Raw genomic sequence first — 17,041 nt, forward strand, 5'->3', positions numbered from 1 at the left:
TCACACCCCCTCATGCAGTAGCGCGGGCGCAAGCGGGTCCGACCCATAATAGCGCAGCCAGCGGATATCACTTTCATAAAACGAACGCAGATCGGGAATACCGTTCTTCAGCATAGCCAGCCGCTCAATGCCCATACCAAAGGCAAAGCCCTGCCATTCACGCGGGTCCAACCCACAGTTGGCCAGCACACGGGCATGCACCATGCCTGCGCCCAGCACTTCCAACCAATCTTCCCCACCGCCGATCTCACCAGTTTTACGAGACCAGCCGATATCCACTTCCAAGGAAGGTTCGGTAAACGGGAAGTAGGAGGAACGGAAGCGCACCGGCAATTCCGGCTTACCAAAGAACGCCCGCAAAAATTCAATCAGGCAGCCTTTCAGGTGCCCTAGTGTAATGCCCTTGCCCACAACCAAGCCTTCGCACTGGTGGAACATGGGGGAGTGCGTGGCATCATGATCGGCCCGGTAGGTACGGCCCGGCACAATCACGCGGATAGGCGGCTTTTGCGCCAGCATGGTACGAATTTGCACGCCAGATGTCTGGGTACGCAGCACGCGCGTAACATCCAGCCCCGGCTGTGGCGGCAAATAAAACGTATCATGATCTGTACGTGCAGGATGATGATCGGGCGTGTTGAGGGCGGAAAAGTTGTGCCAGTCTGTTTCGATATCCGGCCCTTCTGCCACCTTAAAGCCCATGGCGCCAAAAATGGCGGTCATTTCTTCAATCGTGCGGCTAATGGGGTGCAGGTAACCCTGTTCTACCGGTGGTGGTGGCAGGGTAACATCCACCCGCTCGGCAACCAAACGGGCTTCCAGCGCTGCGGCTTCCAGCTCTTTACCGCGCGCTTCAATTGCACGGGTGAGTTCATCACGCAGGCGGTTGAGCGCCACACCACGGGCTTTGCGTTCATCGGGCTGCATTTTCCCCAGCGCTTTGAGCAAAGCCGTCAGCCTGCCAGATTTTCCCAGGGTGCTGACACGCACAGCATCCCATGCTTTCAGGTCTGTGGCGCCAGCCAGTTCGGACAGGACTTCCTGCCGCAGAATCTCAAGATCGTTGCTCATGAAACCTCACGCGAGGAGAAAATGCTTACCGGGCGGATACAATCTCCCGCAGCGGGAGAAAAGCCCCAAGAGGGAAAACCACATCCTCCCTCACCGGCACCAAGCAAAAAGGCCGCCCACGTGGGACGGCCTTTTCTTCAACCTTATCGTATCAGACAGGCAGATCAGGCAGCCAGAGCAGCCTGAGCCTTCTTTACGATTTCAGCAAAGGTTGCGGCATCATCAAACGCAATGGCGGCCAGCACCTTACGATCGATTTCGATACCAGCCTTGTCCAGACCGTTAATGAAACGGCTATAGGTCAGGCCATGTTCGCGCACCGCAGCGTTGATACGCTGAATCCACAGAGCGCGGAATTCACGCTTTTTGTTGCGGCGGTCACGGTAAGCATAGCGCAGTGCCTTTTCAACACGTTCCAGCGCAATGCGATAGTTGGTGGAGGAGCGGCCGCGATAACCCTTGGCCAGTTCCAGAACCTTTTTATGACGAGCAAGGGTGGTAACACCCCGTTTTACGCGTGCCATGAATCAGATGCTCCTTATAGCCCGTAGGGGGCCCACTGCTTGACGGTACGACCGTCCTGCGGGGTCATGGTCTGCGTGCCGCGTGCGGAGCGCTTCATTTTCTGTGTGCGCTTGATAAGGCCGTGGCGTTTACCGCACGGACCAGAGAGCACCTTGCCGGTTGCGGTGATTTTAAACCGCTTCTTGACCGACGACTTGGTCTTCATCTTGGGCATTTCAACACTCCTGAAAAACTCTGGATAACGTTACCTTAATTAAAAGGTAACCAACCACGGCCGGGCATGCCCTACAAGCCCGGACGCGTGTGCGAATGCGCTCCCTTAACGGAAAGCCCCATCACTTTCAAGCCTCACATACGCAGCTTTCTTGCTTATGCTGCGTTTTGCCCCAACATTATTCACCAACAGATATTTTAAAGCGAGGTACACAGTTTTCATGATCCCTCTTTCCAACGCCACACTGCATCAGCTTCCTGTTCAGGTTACAACGCCGCGTTATAATCGGCAGAAAACCACAGCAGGCATTGCGCATCTTGGCGTGGGCAATTTTCATCGCGCCCATCAGGCCATGTATATCAACAAAGTTCTGGAGCGTGAGGGCCAGCAAGGCTGGGCCATTGTTGGTGTGGGATTGCGCAACTCCGCGCGGGAAGACAAGCGCGCAGCCATTATGGCGGAACAGGATAACCTGTACACCCTCACCACCTTTGCGCCCGATAGCTCCCATGAAACCAGTGTTATCGGCAGCATTATAGAATATGTGCATGCTGCCAAAGATCGCGCTGCCGCCATTAAACGCCTGACAGATCCGGATATTAAAATTGTCACCCTGACCATTACAGAAGGTGGCTACTACTTGGATGCCAAAGGCAACTTCACGCTGGATCACCCTGATATTAAAGCAGATTTGGCGCGTGATGTACCCGAAACAGCATTCGGGCTGGTTTGTGAAGCCCTACGCCAGCGGCGCGAAAGCGGCACCGGCCCCTTTACAGTGCTCAGCTGCGATAACCTGCGCCATAACGGCAAGGTGGCCCGCACAGCTTTTTGCACCTACGCCACAGCGCGTGATCCCATTTTGGGCACATGGATAAAAGAAAACGTTAGCTTTCCATCCAGCATGGTGGATCGGATTACACCTTCCGTTGGTGAAGCCGATATAACACGGCTGGATGCTCTGACAGACGTGGCCGACCAGATGCCCATTTTTGCAGAAGACTTCACTCAATGGGTTATCGAAGATCATTTCTGCGCGGGCCGCCCGGAACTGGAAACTGTGGGCGTACAGTTTACGGATGATGTTGGGCCTTATGAGCAGGTGAAACTGCGTATGCTCAACGCCTCTCACTCCATGCTGGCACTTCCCGGCGTGCTGATGGGGTATGACACCGTGCCTCATGCCATAGCAGACACCTTGTTGCTGGGGCATCTGGAACGTTTTCTGACCGAAGATGCCTCACCGTTCATTACACCGCCCAAAGGTCTTTCTCTGGCGCAATATGCTCAGCAGGTGCTGCACCGCTTCCGCAACCCGGCGGTTGGAGATCAGCTTTTACGCATTGCCTCTGATAGCGGCTCTAAACTGCCTGTGTTCCTGACAGATACTGTCAATGGGGTTCTCAGCTCTGGGCGCGATCATTGGCGGCTGGCGTTTGGCACGGCTTGTTTTTTAGAATATCTGCGCGGCACTACGGATAAGGGCACGCCCTACACCATTACAGAACCTGCCATCAACGCAGAGCAACTGGCGCTAGCACGCGCGGAAGATCTGGCCGCAGGATTACAGATGACTGTTTTTGCAGGCTGGAACCTGAAAGATTACCCCAATTTTGCAACTGATGTTGTAAAGCTACGCCAGAGCATTCGTGCACAAGGCACACACAAAACCCTTGCCCAGCACGCTGGCTAAGCAAGCTTAGGCTTTATATGCCTTAAATTACCGTTGCGCTCCCTACCCTGCCTACCAAACACAGCCAGACCAGAGAGCGCAACGACCCCTTTCATCGCAAAAATATGATTTCTTTCAAGAACTGAGCGCATGGCATACATGCAAAATCAACGCTTAACTATATTCATTGAAATATAGATAAAGATCAAACCCCTGTTTTTCTGCAATATTCTCAGCAGGCAAATAAATCTTATTCAAATTTCACTGTAATACAGTGGAACCTATGCGTTTATTTACATCGCAAATCCAGATAAGAATTGTCCTGAATCAAGAAACGAACCTCAGACGCTGATCCATCGGCTCATGGCGCGTAGGCTTACGTGTTGCCCGCCAGATGGTACGTTTTTCACGGGATTGGGGGTAGAGTGATCAAACGTTTTCTAGCGGGAGTAGCCGCGGCCGGGGTCCTTGGGGGGCTCGGGTTCTTATATTATGCGTGGTATCCACCGATTGCACCAATTGAGCGGCCAAACCCCGCCAGCTTTTCTGCCGAGCAGATAGAACGCGGGCGGATTGTTGCTGCCGAAGGGTATTGCGCCGAATGTCACACCCGCACAGATAACGGCGGCGGCCCGGAACTGGCTGGTGACTATAAAATGGATACCCCGTTTGGGGCTATCTATTCTTCCAACATCACACCAGATGTTGAAATGGGCATTGGCGCATGGTCGGAAGAAGCCTTCCGCCGCGCCATGCATCTTGGTGTATCCCGCAAGGGCGTGCATCTGATCCCGGCTTTCCCGTACGATCATTTCACCAAGATGACGGATCAGGATATTTCCGATCTGTATGCCTACATCATGACACGCCCAGCCGTGCATATGTCTCGCCGCCCGAACGAGCTGCCCTTCCCGCTCAGCCTGCGTATTCTTCAGGCGGGTTGGAAGCTGCTGTATCTGCGCCCCGGCGTGTACAAGCCCGACCCTCGGCATGATGCCCTGTGGAACCGTGGCGCCTATCTGGCCGAAGGCAATGCCCATTGCGGCGCATGCCATACCCCGCGTGACCTTATGGGAGCCGAAAAGAAAGGCTCTGCCTACGATGGCGCTGTGGTGGATAACTGGATTGCGCCCGCTCTTAACGAGCACAACCCAACCCCCACCACATGGACGGAAGACGAGCTGTTCCAGTATCTGCGCTTTGGCGTAGCACCACTGCACGGCCCGGCTGGTGGGCCTATGTCCCCCGTGCCGCATCGCTTCCTTTCCACTGTGCCGGAAGAAGATGTGCATGCCATTGCGCATTACTTTGCGGATGTGGATCACGCTGCCGAGCGTGAAAAGAACGATAAGGCCGCCTTGGCTCGCGCCATGGAAGAATCCAAAACCGATCTGATCGGCCCGAATGTGGACCCAGACGCAAAGCTGTATCAGGGCGCCTGTGCGGCCTGCCATTACAATGCAGCGCCTACGCCTGTTCTTGGCCGCCCGGATCTGGCGCTCAACAACGCACTATGGCTGGATGAACCCACAAACCTGTATCAGGTTATGCTGCGTGGGCTTACAGCGGAAGAAGGGCAATCTGGCGTAGCCATGCCCAGCTTCTACAATGCGCTGTCTGACAAGGATATGGCCCGCATTGCAGCCTATCTGCGCCGCACCCGCACCACACTGCCACCGTGGACAAACCTTGAGAAAAAGGCCGCCGAAGTGCGCAAGACCGTCCAGCCAGTTCCTGTCAATTCTTCGCACTAAGACGGAACACGGAGCAAGAGATGATAAAATTCAAACTCAATGGCCGTGACGTTTCCGTCGATGTGCCAGAAGATACCCCTTTGTTGTGGGCCCTGCGTGATGATCTGGATCAGACAGGCACAAAGTTTGGTTGTGGCGTAGGCCAGTGCGGTGCATGCACCGTGCTGGTGGGTGGCCGCGCCACCCGCTCCTGCATTACGCCCGTTAGCTCCATAGAAGGCGCTGATGTAACCACGATTGAAGGCCTGCACCCAGAAGGCAAGCACCCTGTGCAGGAAGCCTGGAAGGATATTCAGGTTCCGCAGTGTGGGTATTGTCAGTCCGGCCAGATTATGCAGGCTGTCAGCCTTCTGAAAGATTATCCTAACCCAACGGATGAGCAGATTGACGGCGTAATGGGCGGTAGCCTGTGCCGATGCATGACGTATGTGCGCATCCGCAAGGCGATTAAAAAAGCCGCCGCCGCCATGCAGAAGGAGGAGGCATCTCATGGGTAAGCTGGAACGCATTGCAGCCCGGCAGGATCGGGCCGCTGGCCGTGGGCCTACGCGCCGCGGTTTTCTGCTTACGGCCATGGGCTCGGCCTTTATGTTCGGCTTTGCGCGGCAGGGTAACGCTGCGCAGGTTTATCCGCAGGCTGCAGGCAATCTGCCCGCCGGTGGTGCGTTTGAACCCACAATCTGGTGCTCCATTGCACCAGATGGCTGGGTGAACGTAAACGTTATCCGTGCGGAAATGGGCCAGCATGTTGGCACAGCCCTTGCCCGGATTATTGCCGATGAAATGGAAGCGGACTGGAACAAGGTTCGGATTACCTATGTAGATACAGACCCCAAATGGGGCCTGATGATTACAGGTGGTTCATGGTCTGTCTGGTTGACGTGGGATCAGTTCCGCCAAGCTGGTGCCGCAGCCCGTACCGTTATGGTGGAAGAAGGCGCACGCCTGCTGGGTGTGGCACCTTCTGCCTGTATCGCACGTAATGGGCAGGTTATTGCGGGCAAGCGCTCCATTTCCTACGGTGATATTGTAAGCCGTGCGCACCCCACCCGTACCTTTACGCCAGATGAAATGGCCAAGCTGCCGCTGAAGCCTGCATCTGAACACCGGTTGATCGGGCGTGAAGTTAAAGCGCTGGATATTCCTTCCAAAACAGACGGCTCAGCCATTTATGGTATTGATGCCAAGCTGGAAGGCATGGTGTACGCGCGCCCCAAAATGCCGCCCACACGGTATGGCTCCAAAGTGGTTTCTGTTGATGATACGGAAGCCAAAAAGGTTAAGGGCTATATCCGCTACATTGTACTGGATGATCCTTCCAATACGGTGCCGGGCTGGGTTGCGGTTCTTGCTTCCTCCTACCCTGCTGCCATCCGCGCAACAGATGCCCTGAAAGTCACGTGGACACCGGGTAAAACCGCCAACGTGACCGAGCAGGACATTATTGAACACGGCCGCAAGCAGATTGCCGAAAAAACCGGCGGTTCGCGCATCTTCAATGATGCCGGGGTGAATGAAGCGCTGGGCAAAGCCGATAAGGTGGTGGAACGCACTTATACGTGCTCTTCCGTACTGCATTATCAGCTAGAACCCATGAACGCCCTTGCCCGCCTGCATGAAGGCAAGTGGGAAGTGCATTGTGGTAACCAGTGGCAAACACTGTTCCTGCCCGTTATTGCCAAGGCGCTTCAGGTTCCCGAATCCGATGTGGTGATGCGCAGCTACCTGCTGGGGGGTGGTTTTGGCCGCCGCCTGAACGGGGATTACGCAGTTCCTGCCGCACTGATTTCCAAAGCCTTGGGCGGCAAGCCTGTTAAACTGATCTTCACCCGGTCTGATGACGTACTATTTGATTCCATCCGCTCACCGTCCATCCAGACCGTGCGCGCGGGTGTCAATAAGGATGGTTCCATCAACGGGTGGGAACACCATGCCTCTGCCGGTTGGCCAACTGGTGTGATGGCTGCCGCCTTTATGGAAAAAGGTGAAGACGGCAAGCCATACGATCAGTTCGCCATTGCAGGCGCTGACCATTGGTACGACGTTGGCCCCATTCTGGTGCGTGCGCTGGATAATGATCTGGCCGATGCTACCTTCCGCCCCGGCTGGCTGCGTTCGGTTAGTTCCGGCTGGACACCATGGGCGCATGAAAGCTTTCTGGATGAACTGGCCCATGATTATGGGAAAGACCCGGTTGATTTCCGCCTTGGATTGCTAACATGCAAAGGCCGCAACGCAGGGAGTGCTCCCAACTCTGTTGGTGGCGCATCCCGCCAGGCCAATGTGCTCAAAAAGCTGGTGGAAAAGTGCGGTTACGGCAAAGTCAGGCTGCCTAAAGATACGGCCATTGGCATTGCCACCACCTTCGGGCAGGAACGCAACATGCCTACATGGACAGCAGGCGCCGCACAGGTGCATGTTGACCGCGAAACAGGTGTTGTAACCTGCCAGAAAATCTGGCTGGTTCTGGATGCAGGCACGATTATTGACCCAGACGGCGCTTTGGCCCAGACCGAAGGCGGCGCACTATGGGGCCTGAGCATGGCGCTGTTTGAAGGCACGGAAATTGAAAACGGCAACGTGCGTGACCGCAACCTGAACACCTATACGCCCCTGCGTATTACAGATGTGCCGGATATGGATATTGAGTTCCTGCCCAGCACGGAAAAACCCATGGGGCTTGGTGAACCGGGTGTTACCACCATTGCACCAGCTATTGGCAACGCCATTTTTAATGCTGTTGGCGTGCGTATGCGGCACCTGCCTGTACGCCCGGCTGACATTTTGAAAGCGCTAAAAGAAAAAGGGAACGCCTGATTTTTCAGGCTTCCGCTTTTTTCTAAAGCAGACATAAAAAAAAACCGGCGGACTGGATTTTTCCAGCACGCCGGTTTTTTATTTGGAACTGCACCATCTGTGTGCAGGCAGCGCAATTCACATTCTGTTCAGGCCACAGCAGAAGCCGCAACGGAACGAATAGCCCGCGCCATAGCTTCCACCCCGTTGCCTCTGTTGGTGGAAAGCGCCTGCACAAGCCCCAGATCACGCAAAAACTTAGGATCTGTTGCCTGAATTTCTGCCTTGGATCGGCCAGAATATACGCGCAGCAGCAAGGCGACCAGCCCGCACACTATGGCGGCATCAGACAGACCAGCAAAATACAGCTTGCCGTCTTCTTCCTTTTCTTCCAGCCATACTTGGCTTTGGCAGCCGGGCACACGGTGGGCATCATCACACCATTCCTGAGGAAACGGCGGCAGCTTGCGCCCCATTTCTATGATGTACTGATACCGCTCCATCCAATCATCAAAGATTTCCAGCTCATCGCGGATGGCCTCAATAGCTTCTTCTGCCGTATCTTCCTGCGGCGTTACAAATGGTGCTTCCATTACAGAATAAACCTGCTCAGATCTCCCTTGCGCGCCAGTGGCGCGACTTTTTCCTGCACCATTGCAGCATTTACTTCCACGGTTTCGCCCTTACGATCCGATGCCGTGAAAGAGACATCTTCCAACAATCTTTCCAGCACTGTGGCAAGGCGCCGCGCCCCAATATTTTCAACACGGTCGTTAATATCCGCTGCCAATTCAGCCAGCGCATCTATGGCATCATCTGCAAAGTTTAGGGTAACGCCTTCAGTTCCCATTAGGGCGATATACTGCTTGAGCAGAGAATGTTCGGGGTCTGTTAGAATACGGCGCAAATCTTCGCGGCTCAGAGGCTGCAATTCTACCCGAATAGGCAAACGACCTTGAAGCTCTGGCAAAAGGTCAGACGGCTTGGCCAGATGGAACGCGCCAGAAGCAATAAACAGAATATGGTCTGTGTTTACCGGCCCGTATTTGGTGGAAACGGTTGTGCCTTCAATAAGTGGCAGCAGATCACGCTGCACCCCCTCGCGGGAGACATCGCCCCCCTTTGCGCCGCTTTCCGAGGCACGGGCACACACTTTGTCTATCTCATCCAGAAAGACAATGCCGTTTTCCTGCGCATTCGTCACGGCTTCCCGCGTGAGAGCCTCACCATCTAGCAGGCGGTCGGCTTCTTCACGCTTCAGATATTCCCGTGCCACAGAAACCTTGAGCTTTTTCTGCTTGGGGCCACGGTTCATGAAGGCCTTCATCATATCGCCTACATTAATGGCCTGCCCCGGCATGGCTCCGGGCATTTCACCGCTTCCGGCAGGGGCCTGCTCGGTTACGGCAATATCAATTTCCTTGTCTTCAAGCTGCCCAGTGCGCAGCATGCTGCGGAATTTGCTTTTTGTATCAGCAGAAGATCCTTCCCCTGCCAGAGCATCTACAATGCGTTCTTCCGCTGCTTGCTGAGCTTTTTCTTCAACATCCTTGCGCCGCGATGTTTTCAGCATGGTGATGGACACTTCCACCAGATCGCGCACAATGCTGTCTACATCACGGCCCACGTAACCCACTTCGGTAAACTTGGTAGCTTCCACCTTTAGGAAAGGCGCCTGAGCCAGTTTTGCCAGCCTGCGGGCAATTTCCGTTTTACCGCAGCCCGTGGGGCCAATCATAAGGATATTTTTGGGCACAACCTCTTCACGCATGCCCTCAGAAAGCTGCGCACGCCGCCAGCGGTTGCGCATGGCAATGGCCACGGCCCGTTTGGCATCCTGCTGGCCCACAATAAACCGATCCAGTTCGCTTACAATTTCACGCGGGGAAAAATTAGGAGCATCCATTACCGGCTCTCCTGATCTGAGGCTGCCTTGAGTGTTTCCACCCGGACAGAATGATTGGTGTAAACGCAGATATCACCGGCAATCTTCATAGATCGCCGTACAATTTCCTCCGCCCCCAACCCATCAACTGTTAGTAGGGCACGCGCGGCGGAAAGTGCGTAATTGCCGCCTGAGCCAATAGCGATAATGCCATCTTCGGGTTCCAAAACATCGCCATTGCCTGTGAGGGTAAAGGAATGTTCGGCATCTGCCACGGCCATCATGGCTTCTAACCGGCGCAGATAACGATCTGTCCGCCAATCTTTTGCCAACTCCACACAGGCGCGCTCAAGCTGGTTAGGGTAGCGTTCCAGCTTGGCTTCCAACCGCTCAAGCAGAGTAAAGGCATCTGCCGTAGCCCCAGCAAAGCCCGCCAGAATATTATCCTGCGGGCCTATGCGGCGCACCTTGCGGGCATTGCCCTTTACAACCGTGCTGCCTAGCGTGACCTGACCATCGCCCGCCATGGCAACTTCGGCCCCGCGCCGCACGCAGAGAATGGTTGTCCCGTGCCAGCCGACGGGATCATGGGATGAGGAAGCTGTATGAAGAGTATGCATGATCTTCCTCAGATAAGCCTTATTGCGCCCAGAACAAGGGGTTGGCCTATGCAGCCAGCATGGCCTTCACATCTCCTAAAAGCGCATCACGCGTATAAGGTTTGTGCAGCACGGCCACGCCTTCGGGCAAAATGCCCAGATCTGCGTAACCTGTTACAAACAGCACCGGCAGTTCCGCCCGCTCTGCATGAATACGCTGTGCGGCCTCCCCCCCATTCATCCCCGGCATCATCACATCCATCACCACAAGGGCAATATCTGGCCTGTTGCGCACGGTTTCTACAGCTTCTGCCCCGCTGGCAGATTCTAAGACCTCATACCCTGCGCGGCTTAGAAAACCTGCCGTTACGGCCCGCACGCCCGGCTCATCATCCACAACCAGAATAGCGCGGCCCTGTGGGGTGGTTGCCAGTGTGCGGATGTTGGTCGTGGTATTACCAGAAGCCGCAGTGGGCGGGAGAGATGCTGAAAGCTGCGCATCCATGGCCGGGAACCACAATTCCACAGAAGTGCCGCCACCCGGTGTACTTTCTACGCGTACTTCACCACCACAATGGCTGATAAAGCCATAAATCATGGACAGGCCCAGCCCTGTGCCCTGCCCCATATCCTTGGTGGTAAAAAACGGATCAAAAATGCGGGCACGCATTTCTTCCGTCATGCCCACGCCTCTGTCTGAAACCTGCACCACCACCCATGCGCCAGCATGATCCTTACCAACATGTCGGCCTAACAGCCGGGCAACCTGCCGCACAGAAACGCTGGTGCTGCCGCCCTCCGGCTGCGCATCAATGGCGTTGATGCACAGGCTAAACACCGCCAGTTCAAGCTGCACGGGGTCTGTCCATACAGGTGGCAGAGGTTCTTCGGGCAAGGCAAACTGCACGCTGCTAAAGCGCCCGCTACCTTCTACCAAGGCAGAATCCAGCGCATCCCGAATATCTTCTGGCACCTTGCCCTGCTTCATGAAGCCTTGGAGGTTTTGCATTACGTCCTGCACCTCCACGCGCTGGCATACCAAATGGCGTGGTCGGCTGAAGTCTAGCAACTTGCGCGTAAGTGTGCCCCCTCGGCGTGCAGCTTCCATGGCGTTCTGGTACAGGCGCGCCACACCCGGCTCCCGCGGGGGCTCCAGATCCTGCACCAACTCCAGTGACCCCTGAATGGCGGTAAGCAGATTGTTAAAATCATGCGCAATGCCACCCGCCAAGGTGCCGATTGCCTGCATTTTCTGGGCCTGCCGCAAGCGTTGTTCCAGCCCCAGCAGGTCTGTCACATCCCGATCAATCAGAATGGAATAATCGGACAACAAGCCCGAACGCACAGGGGCGTTGCGCAAGCTGTCCAACCGCACGCGCGTAAGATCATGCCAGCGGTTTTGCCCATCTGGCCCCGGAAGCTGCAAGACCTGCTGATCCCGGCCAGATGTTTCCAGTGCCTGCTGTGCTTCTTCTAGACTTTCATGCCGTGGGCCATTTACCAGATCTTCTTCTTTCTGGCCCAAGCATTCGGCAACGCTACGGCCAAACTCCCGCGCCATCTGCTGGTTCAGGCGGATAAAGCAACCGTTCTGATCCTTGAACGCCAGCCCAAATGGCAGGTTTTCCAATAACCCGCGTAGCAAAAGCTGCTCACACTCCAACTCTTTTTCCAGAAAATAGCGCGCAGCCGCCTGCCCTACCATGGAAAGAAGTGTTTCATCATCCCACGGTTTGTAGGCGAAAAAGGAGATCTGCCCTTGGTTCAGCGCGGCTTCCACGGCAGAGATATCGGCATACCCTGTCAGCAAAATAGCCCCTGCACCGGAAATATCCCGCGCCTGCGCCAAAAAGACATCACCCGTCATGCCCGGCATGCGCTGGTCCGAGATAATAACCGCTACATCTGGGTTTTCACGCAGCAACGCCAAACCCTGTTCTCCCGATGAGGCAGAAAGAACATGATAGGCCCCTTCCAGCAGGTCTGTCAGCGCAACCAGAATCTCCGGTTCGTCATCCACCACAAGCACGATGGGACGCTGTTTTAGGTCAGGCAACGTTATCACCGCGCCTCTCCTCTCCTGCTCTGTATGGCACGCGGAGGGTGAAACAGGCACCCCCCAACGTGCTTGCATTGGTTACAACAACATTGCCGCCGTGGGCCTGCACAACACCGTATGCCGTGGCCAGCCCAAGCCCCGTACCAGACCCTACAGGTTTTGTGGTAAAAAACGGTTCAAAAACACGTTCCTGCAACTCTTTGGGCACACCCGGCCCGGTATCGCTTATCTGGATCACGTATTCTTCACCTTTGCCGCTTTCGGCTTGCTCCAAAAACGAGGTGATAAGGATACGATCTGCACGTGAAAGCGTAGGCTCGGGGCTTTGAATCGTCTCGCGCCGTGTGTCCAAAATGGCATCTGCGGCGTTGCTTACAATATTCATAACCACCTGATTTACCAGCGCCGCCTGACACACCAGTTCTGGCGGAGCCTCCAGCTTGCAGGTGACCTCAATATCCTGCCCCAGCTTGGGGGCAAGTAGCGTAAGCACCATACCTATGGCCTCTGGCACATCCAGACGGCGAAACTCCCCTTCCTCCAAGCGGGAAAAACGGCGTAAACTGGCCACCAGATCCCGCATGCGTGAAAGACCGATAAGAGAGGCAGATAGGCGTTCGCTCCCCTTTTGCAATGCGGTTTCTGCCGTTACCAGATCTTGCGATCTCACAGCATGCAGGGCCTTCACCATGCTGCGTTTGACCGTGTTTTCATGCGCCAGCACAAACGCCAATGGGTTGTTAAATTCGTGCGCAATACCGGCAGCCAGTTCCCCCAATGATGCCATTTTGGCGGACTGCACCAGTTTGGCCTGCGCCTCTATCAGCTTGCGATTGGCCGCTGCCAGATCTGCATTGACGCGCCGCAGGGCATCGGCCAGCGCCATACGCGCACGAGCGCTTTCTATATGCGCTTCTTCCCGCCGGGCTTCATCTTGCAATGTCTTGCGCCGCACAAGGCTGCCAATGCGGCTCACCAGCAAATCTACTGGCGTATCGGCATCTAGCAGATCATCTATACCGGCATGAAATGCACGGGCCACTTGCTCACCAGATAGGCCACCGTGCTCCACCATGCCCATAATGCGCGTGCACTGGCGGCTGCGCCTGCGAAAAGCAGCTATGGTGCGAGCAAGCGCCAAGCCATCAAATGCTGGACAGGCCAGATCCACCACCACACAATCCGGGCAGGCGCGGCTGCCGGCAATACCGGAAAGATCCAGCTTTTCCGGATCTTCCACCAGCAGAGCGTCTTCCCCATTTTGTTGCAGAAGCTCCACCAGATAAGGTTGGCCGCCTCTGGCTGGCTCAAAATCTGCGGGTTTTTGCCTATCAGACCATGCCCACAATACGCCGCCCGGCGCTGTCATGATAACAATGCGCGGCTGGCGAAAAACCACGCCCTCTCGCCCGGCAAGGTCTTCATCATATTCACGCAGCAACGCGCAGATACGAAAAACAAGTAAAAGCGGATTATCCGCCATGCTGAAGCAGCAATCTGCCCCGCGCTCCAGAATTTCGGATTCCTGCCTGCTGTTGGCTTCTGGCAACACCACCACTACAGGAATACCCCGCGTGGCCGCGTTTAAGCGCAACCGCTGGCAAAGTTGGGTGGCGGGCATATCTGGCAAGCGTGCTGGCACAACCAGAAGATCAGGCAGATCTTCATCAAACCCGGCAAAGGCAGAACGGCCATCCGCCACGCTTTTTACACGCAACCCACGCGCCTGCAGCAGAGTTTCAAGATGTGCCTGCCAAGCCGCGTCCACCCCAGCAAACAGGATGGAGCAGGAAAGAAAATCCATAATTTTACCGGCCACCGGCATAAAAGCCGCTGACATGCCCTTCCGAGAGGTCAGTGTAAAAAATATATTCTAACAAAAATCTTCCTGCACACCCTCATCGCGAATGCGTTACCCATATAAAAACATGCTTTGCATGCGCCATATGGCTATCCATTGGCATGCTTTACCCTGTGCCTGTATATACATGGCAAGAATAGTCCGCCTGCGCGCTCTGTGGGTTGGATACAGCAAAACCACTCGGCCCTGTTACTGCCGGCAAGGAACGATACCAATGGACACGCGCATGCCCCTTTCTTCCCAGTCTTCTGCTGCCTCTCGTTCTGGCACTTCCAGCTTTGCCCTTGTGCGCACAGCTATTTGGTCTGTCTGTTATTTTGCGTTCTATTTTGTGCAACAGGTTGCCGAGCTGTTTGCCCCACTGTTGCTGATTGCAGGTGTGGCATGGGCCGCCCTGCCCGCGCTGGTTGGCGCACTTTCCAAATCTGCCGCATCGGCAGACCCGCAAGCGCGAGATGCCATTGCCAATGTGGCTTCCGCCATTCCACATCATCTTGCCATTGCTGGGCATGATCTAACAGCCAGCGGCCTGATCTGGGATGGTATTATGCTAATGGCTTTGGCTGCTGCAGGCGCTACTCTGGCAACACTGGCCGGGCGCAGCATGTAAACGCTGCGCAAGCCTACTCTATCCCTAGCAAGCCACGCGCGTCTCTTTCGTATCAGGTATTAGCCTGCACGATGCAGGCGCGCCGCAGCAGGCCATGCGTGCACAATGGCATTCCACCAATGCCAGATAGCCACAAAACCGATAACAGCCAGAACAACGCTGATAATCCAGGCTATTTTCCAGAATTTTTCCGTTAAAATCAGCCCACGCACCAATTGTGCTTGAGGTTGCGCAACATGCGCCGCCGCACTTTGGGCATAGGCCTGTGCAACTTCTGGCCGCACTTTGGGCATTCCCATAGGCCGCGGCGGGTTTGCGGCCCCTGCTTCTGGCGCAACACGCGGGGCGGCGGATTCCGCAGCGGGTGATGCCTTACGCAAAGGCTCATAACGTTGGCCCGTTTGTGCTGCGGGCTCTCTGATCTGCGGCTGTTCTGGTGCTGCTACAGGCGTAGGCGCAGCAGAAGGTTTTGCTGCCGCCGATAGCGTTGGCTCCACATGCGGCTGAGCATACGGCGGAGGTGTTTGTTTAACATGCACCTGCCGCACAGTTGTGGGCTGTGGGGCTTCCGAAACAGGCGGCGGCGCAACTGGCTTTTCTGGCTCTGGCGCAGGAGAAGATTCCGGCTCTGCTACAGGCGTCGATTCAGTAACGGGCGCACTTGGAATTTCCGGGGCATACTGCTGTGGAACAGGCTGAGGTTCCGGCGAGGTCTGAACGGCCTCTGGCGCCAACACTTCTGCAACCGGCACAGATGCTTCGGCTGTTTGCGTAGCAACTGGTTCTTGAACAGGTGCCTGCGGTACCGGAGGTTCTGTTACGGGTGGTGGAAGCTCCGAATCCGGCCTATCGACAGCAGGAGCTTCCGAAGGTGCTGTGGGAGAATCCACTTTTTTTTGTGGCGCACTTTCTTTCGGCGCGCTGTGTGGTGCTGTTGCTTCTGGCTGTGCAGATTGGGGTTGAGCGTGTTCATGCGGCACAGGTTCCGCAACAGGTTCTGGCTGAGGCTGCGGGATCTGAACCCGCCATTTAACGCCACAGGCAGAGCATTTGAGCATTTGCCTTTTGGCAAGAAGAGCCTCTGGAACCTGATAGGCCACACCGCAGGAAGGACAGACGATCTTCATGAACACTCTCTTGATAAAGGCTGCCTTCCTCCCTGCGCCTGCTGCACGCAGATGCGAGGCTAAGGCATCGAACGGAAGAACAGATTTGGCATCCCCCTTAGCACAGGTAACGCCCGTTCGCGCCAGACATCGCGCCAAAAAGATGGAACAGACCGTTTATTAAGCAGTATGTTGTGTCTTTCAATCGACACTTCCCCCGCCTGTCGGTTACACTACATACATGCAACAATCGCTCCGCTTTACGCCACTTCCGTCCTTTATGGTTCCAGCATGATCCGTCTGGAAAACGTTTCATGGCGGCGGGGCAAAAAGCAGAATGCGCTGGTATTGTCCGATCTTTCCTTCTCTATTCCGCAAGGGGGATTCCGCTGGCTTCTTGGCCCATCGGGCGCAGGTAAAAGCAGCCTGCTCAGCCTACTGCACCTTGAAACACTGCCCACGCAAGGGCGTATGCTGCTTTTGGGTAAACCTGTTTCCAAGGCGGAAAAGCGTGCGCATTTTGTACGCCTGCGGCAGAGAATCGGCATGGTGCATCAGGATTACAAACTTATCCCCGGCTTGAGCGTGGCGGATAATGTGGCCCTGCCTTTGCGCCTGCAAAAACGCCCTGAAGATGAAATTCAGGATGAAATCCAAGCCATTCTTAAATGGGTAGGATTGGGTGAGCGCCTGCATGCCCCCGCATCCAGCCTTTCTGGCGGGGAGCAACAGCGCACAGCTATTGCCCGCGCCATTATCCACCGCCCCGGCCTGATTTTGGCAGATGAACCCACCAACGCGCTGGAAGAAAGCCAAGCCCACCGGTTGCTGGATATGTTTGCTGAACTCAGCGACATGGGTACCACCATGGTTGTGGCCACGCATAACG

At 55.5% G+C, this 17,041-nt stretch carries 15 protein-coding genes; 6 read left to right on the forward strand and 9 right to left on the reverse strand.

Annotated features, from left to right (window positions below; genetic code table 11):
• The 3 genes from pheS to rpmI form a co-directional block, all read right to left on the reverse strand.
• A complete protein-coding gene (gene pheS / locus FKW19_RS07585) occupies positions 1-1,071 on the reverse strand; it encodes a phenylalanine--tRNA ligase subunit alpha (RefSeq protein ID WP_089178873.1) in 1,071 nt (356 codons plus the stop codon).
• Positions 1,072-1,235: 164 nt separating this feature from the next.
• A complete protein-coding gene (rplT, locus tag FKW19_RS07590) occupies positions 1,236-1,595 on the reverse strand; it encodes a 50S ribosomal protein L20 (RefSeq protein ID WP_003622900.1) in 360 nt (119 codons plus the stop codon).
• A gap of 14 nt (positions 1,596-1,609) precedes the next feature.
• Complete coding sequence (rpmI, locus tag FKW19_RS07595) at positions 1,610-1,810, reverse strand: 50S ribosomal protein L35 (protein WP_003622898.1); 201 nt, start codon at positions 1,808-1,810, stop codon at positions 1,610-1,612.
• Between the two features lie 220 nt (positions 1,811-2,030).
• Here rpmI and FKW19_RS07600 point away from each other — a divergent pair, with 220 nt between their 5' ends.
• The 4 genes from FKW19_RS07600 (at position 2,031) to FKW19_RS07615 (ending at position 8,053) form a co-directional block, all read left to right on the forward strand.
• A complete protein-coding gene (locus tag FKW19_RS07600; protein ID WP_089178872.1) occupies positions 2,031-3,503 on the forward strand; it encodes a mannitol dehydrogenase family protein in 1,473 nt (490 codons plus the stop codon).
• A gap of 404 nt (positions 3,504-3,907) precedes the next feature.
• Positions 3,908-5,236: a cytochrome c gene (locus FKW19_RS07605; RefSeq protein ID WP_089178871.1), complete on the forward strand. Its 1,329-nt coding sequence runs from the start codon at positions 3,908-3,910 to the stop codon at positions 5,234-5,236.
• 20 nt (positions 5,237-5,256) lie between these two features.
• Positions 5,257-5,733 carry a (2Fe-2S)-binding protein gene (locus FKW19_RS07610; protein ID WP_006115970.1) on the forward strand — a complete coding sequence of 159 codons (477 nt, stop codon included), beginning with the start codon at positions 5,257-5,259 and terminating at the stop codon, positions 5,731-5,733.
• A complete protein-coding gene (locus tag FKW19_RS07615) occupies positions 5,726-8,053 on the forward strand; it encodes a xanthine dehydrogenase family protein molybdopterin-binding subunit (RefSeq protein ID WP_089178870.1) in 2,328 nt (775 codons plus the stop codon). The genes FKW19_RS07610 and FKW19_RS07615 overlap by 8 nt, the downstream gene beginning before the upstream one ends.
• 128 nt (positions 8,054-8,181) lie before the next feature.
• Here FKW19_RS07615 and FKW19_RS07620 read toward each other — a convergent pair whose 3' ends face one another.
• The 5 genes from FKW19_RS07620 to FKW19_RS07640 are packed head-to-tail and all read right to left on the reverse strand — an operon-like array spanning position 8,182 to position 14,415.
• Positions 8,182-8,625, reverse strand: coding sequence for a SufE family protein (locus FKW19_RS07620; protein ID WP_006115972.1), 444 nt, complete (start codon positions 8,623-8,625; stop codon positions 8,182-8,184).
• Positions 8,625-9,938, reverse strand: a complete 1,314-nt coding sequence (gene hslU / locus FKW19_RS07625) for an ATP-dependent protease ATPase subunit HslU (RefSeq protein ID WP_089178869.1) — start codon at positions 9,936-9,938, stop codon at positions 8,625-8,627. The genes FKW19_RS07620 and hslU overlap by 1 nt, the downstream gene beginning before the upstream one ends.
• Complete coding sequence (hslV, locus tag FKW19_RS07630) at positions 9,938-10,537, reverse strand: ATP-dependent protease subunit HslV (protein WP_006115974.1); 600 nt, start codon at positions 10,535-10,537, stop codon at positions 9,938-9,940. The genes hslU and hslV overlap by 1 nt, the downstream gene beginning before the upstream one ends.
• 46 nt (positions 10,538-10,583) lie before the next feature.
• Positions 10,584-12,581, reverse strand: coding sequence for a response regulator (locus FKW19_RS07635; protein WP_063353900.1), 1,998 nt, complete (start codon positions 12,579-12,581; stop codon positions 10,584-10,586).
• On the reverse strand, positions 12,565-14,415 hold the full coding sequence (locus FKW19_RS07640) for an ATP-binding protein (protein ID WP_089178868.1): 1,851 nt from the start codon (positions 14,413-14,415) through the stop codon (positions 12,565-12,567). Before FKW19_RS07640 ends, FKW19_RS07635 begins: the two co-directional genes overlap by 17 nt.
• Before the next feature lie 235 nt (positions 14,416-14,650).
• Here FKW19_RS07640 and FKW19_RS07645 point away from each other — a divergent pair, with 235 nt between their 5' ends.
• The gene (locus FKW19_RS07645; RefSeq protein ID WP_089178867.1) at positions 14,651-15,046 is read left to right on the forward strand and encodes a hypothetical protein; all 396 of its coding nucleotides are present in this window, start codon (positions 14,651-14,653) and stop codon (positions 15,044-15,046) included.
• 59 nt (positions 15,047-15,105) lie between these two features.
• Here FKW19_RS07645 and FKW19_RS07650 read toward each other — a convergent pair whose 3' ends face one another.
• Positions 15,106-16,173 carry a zinc-ribbon domain-containing protein gene (locus FKW19_RS07650; protein WP_089178866.1) on the reverse strand — a complete coding sequence of 356 codons (1,068 nt, stop codon included), beginning with the start codon at positions 16,171-16,173 and terminating at the stop codon, positions 15,106-15,108.
• Positions 16,174-16,341: 168 nt separating this feature from the next.
• Between FKW19_RS07650 and FKW19_RS07655 the strand changes: the two genes are divergently transcribed.
• Positions 16,342-17,041: cell division ATP-binding protein FtsE (locus FKW19_RS07655; protein WP_150395942.1), on the forward strand; the 700-nt coding region annotated here is incomplete at its 3' end.

It is taken from the genome of Acetobacter sp. DmW_125128 (assembly GCF_008704325.1).
In the GTDB taxonomy this organism is placed as follows: domain Bacteria; phylum Pseudomonadota; class Alphaproteobacteria; order Acetobacterales; family Acetobacteraceae; genus Acetobacter; species Acetobacter oryzifermentans.

What these genes read in the sequence shown, in the direction of transcription:
- hslU (WP_089178869.1), bottom strand. Translation starts at nt 9,938, where the DNA reads ATGGATGCTCCTAATTTTTCCCCGCGTGAAATTGTAAGCGAACTGGAT.
- rpmI (WP_003622898.1), bottom strand. Translation starts at nt 1,810, where the DNA reads ATGCCCAAGATGAAGACCAAGTCGTCGGTCAAGAAGCGGTTTAAAATC.
- hslV (WP_006115974.1), bottom strand. Translation starts at nt 10,537, where the DNA reads ATGCATACTCTTCATACAGCTTCCTCATCCCATGATCCCGTCGGCTGG.
- FKW19_RS07650 (WP_089178866.1), bottom strand. Translation starts at nt 16,173, where the DNA reads ATGAAGATCGTCTGTCCTTCCTGCGGTGTGGCCTATCAGGTTCCAGAG.
- FKW19_RS07640 (WP_089178868.1), bottom strand. Translation starts at nt 14,415, where the DNA reads ATGTCAGCGGCTTTTATGCCGGTGGCCGGTAAAATTATGGATTTTCTT.
- FKW19_RS07600 (WP_089178872.1), top strand. Translation starts at nt 2,031, where the DNA reads ATGATCCCTCTTTCCAACGCCACACTGCATCAGCTTCCTGTTCAGGTT.
- pheS (WP_089178873.1), bottom strand. Translation starts at nt 1,071, where the DNA reads ATGAGCAACGATCTTGAGATTCTGCGGCAGGAAGTCCTGTCCGAACTG.
- FKW19_RS07620 (WP_006115972.1), bottom strand. Translation starts at nt 8,625, where the DNA reads ATGGAAGCACCATTTGTAACGCCGCAGGAAGATACGGCAGAAGAAGCT.
- FKW19_RS07645 (WP_089178867.1), top strand. Translation starts at nt 14,651, where the DNA reads ATGGACACGCGCATGCCCCTTTCTTCCCAGTCTTCTGCTGCCTCTCGT.
- FKW19_RS07610 (WP_006115970.1), top strand. Translation starts at nt 5,257, where the DNA reads ATGATAAAATTCAAACTCAATGGCCGTGACGTTTCCGTCGATGTGCCA.
- rplT (WP_003622900.1), bottom strand. Translation starts at nt 1,595, where the DNA reads ATGGCACGCGTAAAACGGGGTGTTACCACCCTTGCTCGTCATAAAAAG.
- FKW19_RS07615 (WP_089178870.1), top strand. Translation starts at nt 5,726, where the DNA reads ATGGGTAAGCTGGAACGCATTGCAGCCCGGCAGGATCGGGCCGCTGGC.